Annotated in this window: 9 protein-coding genes; 3 read left to right on the top strand and 6 right to left on the bottom strand. The window is 39.6% G+C overall.

Annotated elements, in window-relative coordinates:
* Both Q0212_RS00410 and Q0212_RS00405 read right to left on the bottom strand, forming a co-directional pair.
* Nucleotides 1–1,011, bottom strand: a 1,011-nt coding sequence (locus Q0212_RS00410; protein ID WP_297920628.1) for a hypothetical protein, incomplete at its 3' end; no start/stop codon positions are given.
* Nucleotides 1,012–1,092: 81 nt separating this feature from the next.
* A complete protein-coding gene (locus Q0212_RS00405) occupies nucleotides 1,093–3,327 on the bottom strand; it encodes a CHASE2 domain-containing protein (protein WP_297920626.1) in 2,235 nt (744 codons plus the stop codon).
* Nucleotides 3,328–3,485: 158 nt separating this feature from the next.
* Here Q0212_RS00405 and Q0212_RS00400 point away from each other — a divergent pair, with 158 nt between their 5' ends.
* A complete protein-coding gene (locus tag Q0212_RS00400; protein ID WP_297920624.1) occupies nucleotides 3,486–5,660 on the top strand; it encodes a response regulator in 2,175 nt (724 codons plus the stop codon).
* An 8-nt stretch (nucleotides 5,661–5,668) separates the two neighbouring features.
* Here the strand turns inward: Q0212_RS00400 and Q0212_RS00395 are convergent, their stop codons facing one another.
* The 3 genes from Q0212_RS00395 to Q0212_RS00385 all read right to left on the bottom strand — a co-directional run bounded on the left by Q0212_RS00395 (nucleotide 5,669) and on the right by Q0212_RS00385 (nucleotide 10,537).
* Entirely contained in the window at nucleotides 5,669–6,685 is a 1,017-nt protein-coding gene (locus tag Q0212_RS00395; protein ID WP_297920622.1) for a hypothetical protein, read from the bottom strand.
* A 116-nt stretch (nucleotides 6,686–6,801) separates the two neighbouring features.
* Nucleotides 6,802–8,577 carry an acyl-CoA dehydrogenase C-terminal domain-containing protein gene (locus Q0212_RS00390; RefSeq protein ID WP_297920620.1) on the bottom strand — a complete coding sequence of 592 codons (1,776 nt, stop codon included), beginning with the start codon at nucleotides 8,575–8,577 and terminating at the stop codon, nucleotides 6,802–6,804.
* A 160-nt stretch (nucleotides 8,578–8,737) separates the two neighbouring features.
* Nucleotides 8,738–10,537: an acyl-CoA dehydrogenase C-terminal domain-containing protein gene (locus Q0212_RS00385; protein WP_297920618.1), complete on the bottom strand. Its 1,800-nt coding sequence runs from the start codon at nucleotides 10,535–10,537 to the stop codon at nucleotides 8,738–8,740.
* Between the two features lie 328 nt (nucleotides 10,538–10,865).
* Here Q0212_RS00385 and Q0212_RS00380 point away from each other — a divergent pair, with 328 nt between their 5' ends.
* On the top strand, nucleotides 10,866–11,318 hold the full coding sequence (locus tag Q0212_RS00380; protein WP_297920616.1) for a hypothetical protein: 453 nt from the start codon (nucleotides 10,866–10,868) through the stop codon (nucleotides 11,316–11,318).
* Nucleotides 11,319–11,344: 26 nt separating this feature from the next.
* Here Q0212_RS00380 and Q0212_RS00375 read toward each other — a convergent pair whose 3' ends face one another.
* Complete coding sequence (locus Q0212_RS00375; protein WP_297920614.1) at nucleotides 11,345–13,402, bottom strand: cadherin-like domain-containing protein; 2,058 nt, start codon at nucleotides 13,400–13,402, stop codon at nucleotides 11,345–11,347.
* On the opposite strand from Q0212_RS00375, the gene Q0212_RS00370 reads away from it, so the two are divergent.
* On the top strand, nucleotides 13,375–13,817 hold a 443-nt coding region (locus Q0212_RS00370), incomplete at its 3' end, for a carbonic anhydrase (protein ID WP_297920612.1). The genes Q0212_RS00375 and Q0212_RS00370 overlap by 28 nt on opposite strands.

Here is a 13,817-nt window from a genome sequence, read left to right as displayed (position 1 = left end):
TGCATCCGAAAAATAGACTTTTTCCTTTGAGTTTCCTCCAATGTAATAGCTAACTGCTTTATTAGCCCATTCATAACCTTCTTTTTTATAGATTTTTATTTTAGCTCTTACTTTGGTGATCATTTCAAATCCTTCATTTTCAGAATAAAGAGGGGTTTCAAAATTTTGTTTTAGCAAGTTGAAAAATTGTTCGCTTTCAAATTGCTTAATTGGGCTTATTTTGTTTTCAATATTTTTCCAATCGCTTGTTTTAATTCTTATTGCCTTTCCCCATTTTGCTTTTTCTGTTGCATTATCTCTGTCTGTGTCAATAAGATTTTGCGGGTGGTTTTCGTGTTGGCTTCCGTCTATTTCAACTATAAACCCTCTTTGCTCTTTTATTTTATATGGAAACTCAATAGAAAAATCTAAACGTTGTTCATTAAAAATTTTAATTGTTCCGTTTATGTATTTTTCAACTTCATCTTCTGTTGTAGTTGAAAACCGTAAAACATTTTCTAACTCTCTTTGTGTTTCCAATAGCTGAACCCAAATAGGCGAAGCGTATTTAGGTAGCTGATTATACAAAAAATCTTCTTCAAAAGAACTTCCTAAATTTTCCCGAGTAGTTATTTTCTGTTTTGACATATTGCTGTCTTTCAAATTCGGGTCAATGATATGTAAAGCCCGAAAGAGTTTTTCAATTAGCGTTTCATCAGCTTTTAAAATTTGTCGTATCGTTCCAATATCAAGCAGTTTTTCGTCTTGTTGTGTCAAGTCAAATGCTTGCAGGATTTTGTTTTCCAACCAAAGTGTTGGTCTTGTAGGTAAACCTCTTGAAATGATGTTATGAGCAACTGACAAAATTTGTTCAAATTTTGAATTGTCTTTGAGTTCAACAGTTGAGTTTACATCAACATCAAAATAGGAAAGCTGCGTCAAAAGTCCTTGAACTTCTGTCGGTTGGTATTTCGTTTCTAATACATCTTTAACACAGTCGAATATATATCCTGCTTGTAACTGCTGTAACATTACTTACATTCACTCAATAATTAAATCTAAACTCTCTTTGTCTGAATTTTATTCACACCTTTATTAAACATAATCAAAATTTTATTTACTCCGATGTTCAAACACACCCATCCAATCATCAGGCAAGACTTCATAACGCAACTCATCAATCCGCTCTAAATACATTTTATAGAGCTTACGTTCAGGATCTGCTTTATGTAACTGGCGCAAGATTTTTTCGGCAGCATCCCACTCACGACTATAATAATGTGCTAATGCTTGATTATATTGCTCAATACGCTGTTTACGACTATCGCTAGCCTCCTCAACGCGACATACAGGCTCATACACACACACAGGCTCTCGTTTGCCTTTAACAATAATTTTATCAACCAAACGATATAAAAACTGTGGTGCAACATCATAAGTTCCCTCACCAACCAATAACTTAACACCATAAAACTTAGTTAAGCTTTCTAAGCGCGAACCTAAATTCACTGAGTCACCCAATACGGTATACGTTCGTCTATACATCGAACCCATGTCACCGACATTCATAAAGCCCGTATTAATACCAACACCTATGTCTATTTCTGGCAAACCTTTCGCAACAAATATCGGTTTTAACTCTTCTACTTTAATTAACATCGACAAAGCAGCATCAATGGCGTGTTCAGCATGGTTTGCATCTAACAACGGTGCATTCCAAAAAGCCATCACCATGTCACCGACATATTTATCAATTGTGCCATTATGTTGAAAAATAATACCTGTAATTGGCGTAAAAAACTCATTTAACATCTGCTTAAGTTTGGTTGCCTTTAAGCCTTCAGAAATGGTGGTGAAATTACGAATATCCGAAAACAACACTGTCATGTGTCGTGACTCACCTTCTAAACCTGCTAAATGATGATTCTCCAACATATGCTCAACGTGTGCAGGTGGCACATATTGACCAAAGAGCATTTTCATTTCACGTTTTTGATTATTGGTACGCAAAAAGCCATAACCAATATTTAAAATGGCAATACTGAACGTAGAAATGACCAAAATAGCCAAAGGAAAATCTAAATGACTAACTTTCCATGACACCAAGTTAACAATAACTAATAAAGTTAACCATGCACCTGCAACGGCCAACATATAGGCTGGTTCAAGCATTGGCAAAATAAAAACAAATGCCAAACCACTTAACAACAAAATTAAAAAGGTTAAACCTGGTTCCCAATCAGGGCGATAATACATGTGATTTTGATCACCCACACTTTGAATAATTGCATCTAATAGATTGGCGTGAATTTCTACACCAGGATAGCCAGTTTGTAAGGGGGTGGTTCTTAAGTCCGTTAAACCAAGTGCTGATGTACCTATTAAAACAATGGCATCTTTTAAGACTGGCATATTATTAGGATTGTTTAAAATATCAGTCGCTGAAATATAGGTATAACTTTTACCTTTGCCCTTATAAGGAATTAATGCCATACCCGATTCATCGGTATAAATTTTATGATTACCTAAATTAATGGATTCTAAACGTAATTGACCACCACTTTTAACCATCTGTAATTGAATAGACGATTGATTTAAGTAAATCCGAGCCAATTCCAAAGACAAAGAGCTATATAAACCATTTTCATAACGTAACACTAAAGGTGAGCGACGCATGACTCCATCAACATCAGGCAATGTGGTAATAAAACCTTCACCCAATGCTGCATTGGCAAATACGGCTAAATTACCCGTGTAATCAGGCATAAAGTTGATAGTAACTTTATCAAGATCACGCGGTTCAACGGTTAATAATGGTGTTGGCAATACCCCACTATTAATGCCGCCTGCACCATGTAAAAAGAAGCCTAATACCGTTTTTTGAGTAATCGCTTGAGCAAATTTTTTATCACCATCTAATACTGGAATTAAAGGTTGTAATTCTTGTTTAGCTTGGTCACTTAATCCAGAATGTGCTAATACCTGTTGCACTGCATTTCTTTCTTCTTCTGAAAATACCACGTCAAAGCCAATTAACTTTACTTGTTGACGTTGTAATGCTTCAACTAATTTGGCTAATTTCTCTCTCGACCACGGCCAACGTCCCTCTTGCTTTAAACTGCGTTCATCAACGTCAATAATCACGATTTTGGTCGTTTCTTCGCGTTTAGGCATAAACCCCTGAAAACGCCAATCATAAACTAGCGTATCAACTCGCTTTAACCAATTATCTGCAACACTATGAGGCTTATTAATCGCTATTAACTCCAACACCACAAATAGCGATAAAATAACTAATCCCATCCAAATCGGAAAATGCTTTAATTGAATTTTTAATTTTTCTAGCATAATTATTAATTCCCTAATCGTAGCAGCTCATGACTTTTAAAATTGAACATAGCCAAGCTTTTGATGATATTAACCCATTATTGGCAATATATGTTAGCCTATAGATAATTTAGGTGCATGGCCGTGGTATTGCCAATTTTAATGAGGATAGGGTCTGTATGGTGTTAGAATCAGCTTGGCTCTTCGTAATAGCTTTAGGCTTTGGATTAGCCTTTATATCACTACCTTGGATTATGCGCTATCCTGCAACACTGAGCTGGCGACATCTAGGCTTTGTCGGTAGCCAGTTGATTTTATTAACGTCGCTGATTTTTCCCTCTGAATCATTATTACGTTGGTTTTTACCCTCATTATGCCTTTTACCGTTACTTGCCCTTAGCGAACAAATGCGCTTTTTGTGCCAACCCACAGAACAAGATCAAATTTATATGCGTTGGTATCAATACACTGTTGCAGCTAGTCTTGTTCTAAATTTAGTTTTGCCTAATTTTGCCGCATTTAGTCTCTCTATTTTATTAAGTATTACTACTTTTTTGATTGTTGCTTGGGTGATTCATCATAAAACACTCTATGATCGTCGGCATATGATAGCGTTATTGGTATGTACACTATTTATTAGCATCAATCATAGTTTTATTTTAATTTTGGGCTATAAAGGTAACTCTTCTTTATTGGCTGTGTTAATTATCACCCTCTGTATTTGTGCCTCTTTAATTAGTAATCTGTTTGGACAAGAAAGTTTTAGACATTTTGTTGAAATTGAAGAAAAATCTCCAGACGAGCCGTCCTCTCCTCCCCCACGTGACATAAACAATCAACAACTCAGTGAATTAAGCCACGATATGCGCACACCTCTCAGTGGGATTTTAGGGATGTCCGAATTATTGTTAGAAACCTCACTTAATATGACTCAACGGGATTATGTCCAAACGATTCAATCATCAGGCAATACTCTCTTGCACTTGATTAATGATCGACTAGACAATCCTCAAGCCGCAGAACAAGAGCTGATTATTTTAGAAGAAGCCTTTGATGTTACAGAGCTATTACACTACTGCTTAGACATGTTTAAAACACAGGCTGAAGACAAAAATATAGAATTAATCTCTTATTTAGATTCTTCTTTACCCAAGCAAATCTTGGGTGATGCTGTTCGTTTACGGCAAATTTTGTCTCGCTTGCTACATAATGCCATTAGATTTACTCAATCTGGTGAAGTCATTATTAGTATCAAATACGTCACATTAGGCAAACAACTAGGCATACAATTTAGTGTACAAGATACAGGGGTTGGTATGAGCGAGTCTGACATAAACGCTGCTCTACAAGCCAAGCCTATACAACAAAGTAGGCATACATGGCATATTGCCCCCGAACTTAATGCCTGTGCACAAATTTTGCAAATGATGGGTGGTGAATTACATATTGATAGCATCCCTCATCAAGGCACAACGGTCAGTTTTAACTTGCCACTTAAATCACCTAATACTGGTTTTAACGACTCTACCACCGAATTTATTGCCTCTTTTGCAGGCAAAAGGTTATTGGTTGTTGACGACAATCTAACTGTGACCAAATTACTTGCCGAACAAGCAACTCAATGGGGAATGCGCGTCAGTTATGCAACAAGTGGTGCGGAAGCACTTGCTGTAGCACGTAATGCAGCCAATTTAGGTCAGGCCTTTGATGTAATTATTATGGACTACCAAATGCCCGGTATGAGTGGTTTGCAACTGGCAGTCCGTCTCAAAGAAGATACGCTCATCACGAATGATGTGATTTTATTAATGCTAACAGGCCTACGACAAAACAATATTCAAACCTTAGCACGCAATGCCGGTATTCATCGCGTTATTACCAAACCGATTACCAATAAATCCCTCAGACAAATCATTAGTCAAGAACTTAAACGCCAACAAGAAATTCAACAAAATCTTAAACAACCTGAGCGACAATTGGATCATTTACACGTTTTAATTGCCGAAGATAATCAATTGGGACAAAAAGTGATTCATGGCATGATGCAGAAGCTTGGAGTCAATCATACGATTGTTAACAACGGCCAAGAAGCTGTGCAAGCAGTGATGAATAATAAATTTGATATTATTTTAATGGATTGTGATATGCCAATTATGGATGGTTATACCGCTACCCAAGAAATTAGACGATGGGAAAAAAAGGAGTTACGCTCTGCCACACCTATTTTGGCTTTAACGGCTCATATCTTAGAAGAACACAAACAAAAAGCCTTAAATGCAGGCATGAATAAACACCTTAGTAAACCTGTTGAATTGGGTGAACTACAAAATGCATTATTAGAATTTTGTTCGTAAAGGCTGACCTAATATCCCAAGTTTGCTTCTAATCTTAGTACAAATAAAGATTTTATGTCTTTATCTGTTGTCCAATCTCGAACTAATTGTGGCTCCAATTCATAGTATAACCAAGACCGCCAAATCGACTGCCGATATAAAAAAAACAGCCGATCATTAGCAACAGTCCAATTTGGTTGTTGCACACCATCCACCGTAAAACCATAAGCGATACTACGATTACGGCTGATACGATGTAAAATCGTATTACTTTGTGACCAACGCAAACCAACTGACTCTGGCTCATTTTGCCAATATTGCAAAGATGATCCTATTCTTAGCACAGTAGATTCATTTAACAGTCGCTCTGCTTCTAACTCAGTCACTGCCTTTGTTTCTGTTTTAAGGCCATAACGAATGGATTGCCGAAAACGTAATAAACTGTCATCGCTGACTCGCCATGCTCGCTGCACTCTCAAACGGGTAAAAATGTCACTGGCATGCGCACCAATATCAAAGCTATAACGCACACGCGAGGCAATATTAGGAATCCAACGAATCGCAGCACTGGTTTTAAAACTTTCGTCATCCTTAACCGATGCTTTATGTTCGGGATTTAACGTTTCTTCATCATCACTAATCACTAAATGAAAACGTCGTTTGGCATTAGGTAATTTAAGTGAAGCTCTAATACGCATATCCGCACTTAATCCGCTACCTTCCAACCACGAAAAATCATTCACAATACGAATCCGACTTTTGGCCTGATATTCATTTTCGCTATGATCTTGGCCAAATAAGCCATCTAGCCATTGTGCTGTTTGTGTCGCCCGACTCGATAAAAAACAATGTTGATTATCTAACCATCCCAAAAAACGCCCTTCATTATCACGCTCAATACAAGTATCTTGATTAAAATTTTGGTTAATTGCTTCAATTAATACATCTGCTGGTAACAATTGTTGTGGAGCAATTTCAGCTTCACCATAAACAGTAGTACTTATTAAAACACTAAGACTAGATAACAAAAAAAGATAGCGATTCATAAAATATCAGGGTCTGTTGACGTTTTGATTGTGGTTTTAGTGTAAATAACTTATTGATCTTTAGGCAATAAAAAAGGAGTGACTAGCACTCCTTTTTATGTAAGATTTGATAAAACTTAGAAATAAGCCATATCAAAATCCATCATCACGTCAGAACCTGCTTTAATGCTGGCTACACGCGACTTTAACTCTGGCAACATACGGGTGACAAAGAATTTAGCCAAACGTAATTTATCGGCATAGAAAGTATCGTCTTTACCATCTGCCGCCTTAGCAATTTTGGCAAACATATAAGCAAAATTTAACAAACCAAAGGCGTGTAAATAATCTACCGCAGCAGCATTGATTTGGTCAGGATTTTGCTGAGATTGCTCAATCACAAATTGTGTCGCACTTTCAATGTCTTTAGCGGCTTGCTCTAAAGCATCATGAATAAAAGCCAAGTTAGCATTACCAGCTAAGGTTGCATTAAATTCGCGCATTTCAGCAATTAATGGTGCAACAAAAGCACCGTTATTTTTGGCTACTTTACGACCCATTAAGTCATGGGCTTGTACGCCGTTAGTGCCTTCATAAATTTGAGCAATACGCGTATCACGTACCCATTGCTCTAAGCCCCATTCACGAATAAAGCCATGACCACCCAATACTTGTTGACCTTCGATACAGTTTTCTAAACCTTTATCAGTCAAATACGCCTTAACAACAGGTGTTAATAAAGCAACACGATCAGCGGCTAATTTACGCGCGGCTGGGTCATCACTAAATTTAGTCACATCTAATTGTTGTGCAGTGTATAAAGCAAAAGCACGACCAGCTTCGTTGTTTGCACGAATCTTTAATAACATACGACGAACGTCAGGATGTACTAAAATGCTGTCAGCATTTTTTTCTGGCATTTTTGTACCAGTTGCCGAGCGACCTTGTAAACGGTCACGCGCATAAGCTGCTGCATTTTGATAAGCGGCTTCAGAAGCCCCTAAACCTTGAATACCCATGGATAAACGTTCGTAGTTCATCATCACGAACATAGCTGCTAAGCCTTCGTTAACTTTACCAATTAAGAAGCCAGTTGCACCATCAAAGTTCATCACACAGGTTGCAGAACCTTTAATACCCATTTTGTGTTCAATAGAACCTGCACCCACTGCATTACGTTCGCCAACACTACCGTCAGCATTCACCATAAACTTAGGCACTAAGAATAAGGAAATACCACGAGAACCTGCTGGAGCATCAGGTAATTTAGCCAACACTAAATGCACATGATTTTCGGTCATGTTGTGTTCGCCACCGGTAATAAAAATTTTAGTACCGGTGATTTTAAATGTGCCGTCAGCTTGTGGTTCGGCTTTGGTGCGGATAATACCTAAATCAGTACCAGAATGTGGTTCTGTTAAGCACATTGTGCCAGACCATTCACCAGAGTACATTTTGGGCAAATAGGTATTTTTTAACTCTTCGCTCGCGTGTTGAGCCATTGCCATACCTGCACCAATAGTTAACAAAGGATACAAGGTAAACGATGGATTAGTGGCGAATAACATTTCATCGGTTAAGACAGTGAGCATTTTGGGCATGCTTTGACCGCCAAACTCTTCTTCTGCACCTAAACCAATCCAACCACCTTCGGCATATTGTTTAAAGGCCTCTTTAAAACCTGCTGGTACAGTGACCACGCCGTTGTTAAAGGTACAACCTTCTTCATCGCCACTACGGTTGATGGGTAATAAAATATCTTCGCTAAACTGAGCCATTGCTTCTAAGATAGCATTAACGGTATCACCATCAACATGGCTTAATTTAGGGGTATTTTGCCAAAAAGTATTGGCTTCTAAGACTTCATTTAAGGTGAACTGCATATCACGCAGAGGAGCTTTATAAATTGGCATGTTCTTTCCTCTAATTTTCCCTTCCCTCATTGAGGATGGGGTTAAGATGGGGTAATTCTCCCTCTCCCACTGGGAGAGGGTTGGGGTAAGGGTATATTTCGTAAAAAAGCCCGCTGATTAGCGGGCTTCTTCAGCACTTTCTGGCGATATTATCGCATAATTAGAAAGCAAAACCATCAGCAGTCATTTGCATCAAGGTTTCTGCACCACCATCAATCACTTCAACGTGAGTTCTGGTACGTGGTAAAATTTTCTTAAAGTAGAATTGAGCTGCTTGTACTTTAGATTTGTAGAATGCAGCATCGCCTTCACCAGCGGCTAATTTTTGCTGAGCAGTTTGTGCCATTAATGCCCACAAGTAAGCCAAAGTGACGTAGCCAGAGTACATTAAGTAATCAACAGCAGCTGCACCAGCTTCATCATAGTTAGCCATTGCTTTCATGCCAATACGCATTGTCACATCGCCCCACTCTTTGTTGAGTTGAGCTAATGGGTTAACGAATTGTGCCATGTCGGCGTTGCCTTCGTTAGCTTGGCAGAATTTGTGAATAATTTTGGTAAAGTTACGGAGCATTGCACCTTGAGTTTGCAATACTTTACGACCCAATAAGTCTAATGCTTGGATTTGGGTTGTACCTTCATACAATAAGGCAATGCGAGTATCACGAACGATTTGTTCCATACCCCATTCACGAATAAAGCCATGACCACCGTAAACTTGTACACCGTGGTTTGCTGCTTCATAACCCACTTCTGTTAAGAAAGCTTTAGCAATTGGTGTTAACAAGGACATCATATCATCGGCTGCTTTTTTAGCTTCAGCATCAGCAGAACCTTGAACAATATCATTGTAGCTAGATAACCAGTACACCAATGCACGGCCACCTTCAGCAAATACTTTTTGAGTCAATAATAATTGACGTACTGCTGGATGAACGATAATTAAGTCAGCTTCTTTTTCTGGGTTTTTTGCACCAGTTAAAGAACGCATTGCGGTACGGTCACGCGCATACTCTAAAGCACCTTGGAAAGAACCTTCAGCAGCAGCAACACCTTGAATAGCCGTACCAATACGTGCAGTGTTCATAAAGGTGAACATGCAGTTTAAGCCTTTATTTGGTGGGCCGATTAAGTAACCAGTTGCACCATCAAAGTTCATCACACAAGTTGCAGAGGCTTTGATACCCATTTTGTGTTCGATAGAACCACACTTAACACCATTACGCTCACCAACACCACCATCAGCAGTTGGTAAAAATTTTGGCACGATGAATAAAGAGATACCTTTAGTACCTTTTGGTGCATCTGGTAAACGAGCTAAAACGATATGGATGATGTTATCAGCCATGTCGTGTTCGCCAGCAGAAATGAAGATTTTAGTACCAGTGATTTTGTAGCTGCCATCAGCTTGTGGCTCAGCTTTAGTACGAATGATACCTAAGTCAGAACCTGCATGAGATTCTGTTAAACACATAGTACCAGTCCACTCACCAGAAATTAATTTGGTTAAGTAAACTTCTTTTTGATGTGCATCACCGTGTGCTTCTAAAGTATTGATTGCACCGTGAGACAAACCAGGATACATACCCCAAGACCAGTTGGAAGTACCCATCATTTCGCTCATTACTACACCTAATGAAGGTGGTAAACCTTGACCGCCATGCTCGACAGGAGCAGATAATGCGCCAAAGCCAAGCTCAACAAATTTTTTGTATGCTTCTTTAAAGCCTTTTGGTGTGCTGACTTCGCCATCGTTAAATTGACAACCTTCTTCGTCACCACTACGATTGATTGGAGAAAGTTCGTTTTCGCAAAATTGCGCGCCGGCTTCTAAAATACTGTCAACCAATTCACGGTTAGTTTCAGCAAAAACTGGAATGCTTGCATAATGTTGTTCAACATTTAACACATCATGTAAAACAAATTGCATATCGCGGAGTGGAGCTTTATATTGAGCCATTGTAACAACCTCTCGTCAAAATAGAGTGACGTTTATCCAAAAAAGCCACAGATAAAATCTGGACAGACTGACATTGATATAGTTTAAAAATTCATGTCTCGACAATACAGTCAATTTAATGACTGCACGTTCACAGTGTTAACATTGATCATATTTTTAACTCAAACTCTCAATTTTTTGTCTAATACAAGGATTCAACAAAAAATTAAACAAACATTAAATCGAATTCGTACGCAAATGTGTAACAGTTTCTAGACTAAAACAAAACATCCATACTTAGTCGCTTTAACTCTGCTAAAATGACCGCTAAAAATGAGGAGTCAATTTTGTGAAAAAAACTGCTTTTTTTCTTGCTTTAAGCTTATTCACAACAGCATGTATGCAAATGCCAAGCAATAGCAATATGAATGGTCAACCTAGACCAGCTTTTAAAGATACAACGATTGGTATGGCAACCGTCACAGGCTTAATCGTTGCTATGGAAGTAAAACGTCAAAAAACTCAAGATTCTTTACGCAAACAAACAACACCAGATGGGATTAGTAAATATCAAGCACGTTTAACAGCAATGGATTCTGTTAAAAATAACTTGGTTAGTTATTCAAGTGGCCAATTATCATTGGGTGACAAAATCAGTCTGATTAATGCCACCAGTGATATTGTCAGAACTAAATTACCTGAATATGGTGATATTATTAGTACCTTAAGCACACTGAGTCAGGTATTAATGACCGCTCAACATCAAGCGATGCAAGCGGCTCAACAAGCCTCTGGCAAATAAAAAAGGGCGCGATGCGCCCTTTTTTATTACCAACTGGTTGTAATTACGGTTGATAAGGCAGCTTGTTGCTCATTGGTTAATGTAGTTTGACCTATTGGTGGCGGTGTAAAGGCTGCCATTGCCTCAACCAAATATTGTACTTCACTTGCCAATAAAGTATTTCCTGTTGAAAGCTGAATACTATCTATTTTGCTTGCTTCATCTGTACCATACCAACCTTTGATTTTGGCACTGTTATTTGTGCCAATAATAGACACCTCCAAATCATTACCCAGTTGACGCAACCACACTTGTTCGGCAGTTACACCTGTACCCAATAACAACACATCGTTACCAACACTGTCTTTGTTATCAATCGTGTCTCGGCCTGAACCCACACCCAACAAATAGGTATCATTACCCAAACCACCGACTAAGGTATCATTACCTTGTCCGCCGTCTAAGGTGTCATTACCTGCTCCACCATTTAAGCTGTCATTGCCTGCACCGCCACTCAATAGGTTATTACCACTGTTACCATAGATAATATTGTTTTGGCCATTACCTGTACCCGATAAACTAGCAATGCCTGTTAAATACAACTGCTCCACATTCGCGGTTAAGGTGTAACTGACAGTGCTATTAACTTTGTCTGTACCTTCGCCTGCTAACTCAGTGACAACATCGCCTATGTTATCCACATAATAAACATCATCACCCAAACCGCCTTCTAAGGTATCTGCTCCGCCTTTGCCTTGTAGGGTATCGTTACCTGCACCGCCGACTAACCAGTTAGCAGCGTTATTGCCATTGAGCGTGTTGTCTAAATCATTACCAAAACCATCTATTTGTCCGCCTGCATTTTCTAAATTGAGGCGTTCAACATTGGCGGTTAAAGTGTAGGTGACAAAACTATTAACCGTGTCATAGCCTTCATCAGCAAATTCAATCACTAAATCATTAGCATTTTCTACGGTAAAGGTGTCATTTCCTGCACCACCAAACATTTGGTCAGCACCTTGACCACCATTTAAAGTATCGCCACCTGCACCGCCATAAAGAGTGTCATTGCCTAAACCTGCTAATAAACGATTGTTACCGTCATTACCTGTTAGAGTGTTGTCTAGGTTGTTGCCTGTACCTGATAGGTTACCACTACCTACCAACACAAGATTTTCTAGGTTAGTCCCTAAGTTATGGCTCAGTGAAGATTGTACGGTATCAATACCACCATTAGCATCTGCCTCAATAACAACGTCTCGCACATGATTAACGATATACACATCATCTTGGTTACTACCTACTAAGGTATCTGCGCTAGATGTACCTGTGGTATTGTTAATTGCCATAACATTAAAGGATTGTGTTGCATCAACACTGCTGTTATGCCCATCTGTCACTTGATAGCTTAAACCAACTACACCACTATAATTTGCCTCTAACATTAAAGTAAAAGTACCATTGCTGTTATTAACTACCGTGGCATGGTCTGCCATTAAGTTATTTATTGACAGGGTATCACCATCAACATCACTAAAACCTTGTAGTAAATCACTCACCAATAAAGTATAAGACGTGTTTTCTCTAGCGTTAGCTAGGAGCGATTGTGTGCCTGTAAGTATTGGAGCTTGGTTAATTACCGTTTGCAAACTAATCCGTTGGCCATTTGCATCAAAACGCTGACCATAAATACCACCATCCGAACCATCTTGACCATAAGATGTCCATACTATCACAAAGCCTCCATCATTCATGGCTGTCACAGATGCAAGTGTCTGAAAGCCTGCTTCGTAGGTATTGATACGAAACTCTTCACCCACTACAGTACTCGAACTATCGTAACGCTGACCATAAACATTGTATACGAATGTACCAGCGTCGACATCTTGCCCAAGAGACGACCACACCACGACAAAGCCACCATCATTTAATTCTGTTACTGAATCTGGCATTTGATGATATTTTGTATAGGTATTTATTTGAGTTTCGCTACCTACAGGAGTGCCATTTGTATCAAAACGTTGTAAATAACCATCAATCCAACTGTATTCTTCACCGTATTGATCCCAAGAACGCCATGTGCGGCATCGGCAAGCGCCAGTCACCCATCGACATCAGCGAAGGCATCAAGGTGGATCTGGAGGCGGTGAAATTCGACTACAAGCCAACCCGCTTCCGCATCGAGGACAACGGCCACACCATCCAGGTGAATCTGGGGCCGGGCAATACGATGGCAGTGATGGGGCGCATGTACGATCTGGTCCAGTTCCATTTCCATCGCCCGTCGGAGGAGCGCATCGATGGCCGCCAGTTCGACATGGTCGCGCACCTCGTGCACAAGGACGCCGAGGGCCGCCTGGCCGTCGTCGCCGTGCTGCTCGACCGCGGCAGCGCGCAGCCGATCGTGCAGACCGTCTGGAACAACCTGCCGCTCGAGAAGAACGACGAGGTCTCGGCCCGCGTGCCGATGGACCTGAACGAGCTGCGCGTGGCAAGCAACGCCCGCTATGCCTTTCTTGG

Source organism: uncultured Agitococcus sp., assembly GCF_937920075.1.
Taxonomy (GTDB): Bacteria; Pseudomonadota; Gammaproteobacteria; order Pseudomonadales; family Moraxellaceae; genus Agitococcus.
Note: the sequence above shows the minus strand (reverse complement) of the source record. Positions and strands in the feature narration are given on the sequence as shown.

Coding starts and splice junctions, on each gene's coding strand:
- Q0212_RS00395 (WP_297920622.1), bottom strand. CDS start 6,685: ATGAATCGCTATCTTTTTTTGTTATCTAGTCTTAGTGTTTTAATAAGT.
- Q0212_RS00405 (WP_297920626.1), bottom strand. CDS start 3,327: ATGCTAGAAAAATTAAAAATTCAATTAAAGCATTTTCCGATTTGGATG.
- Q0212_RS00400 (WP_297920624.1), top strand. CDS start 3,486: ATGGTGTTAGAATCAGCTTGGCTCTTCGTAATAGCTTTAGGCTTTGGA.
- Q0212_RS00385 (WP_297920618.1), bottom strand. CDS start 10,537: ATGGCTCAATATAAAGCTCCACTCCGCGATATGCAATTTGTTTTACAT.
- Q0212_RS00390 (WP_297920620.1), bottom strand. CDS start 8,577: ATGCCAATTTATAAAGCTCCTCTGCGTGATATGCAGTTCACCTTAAAT.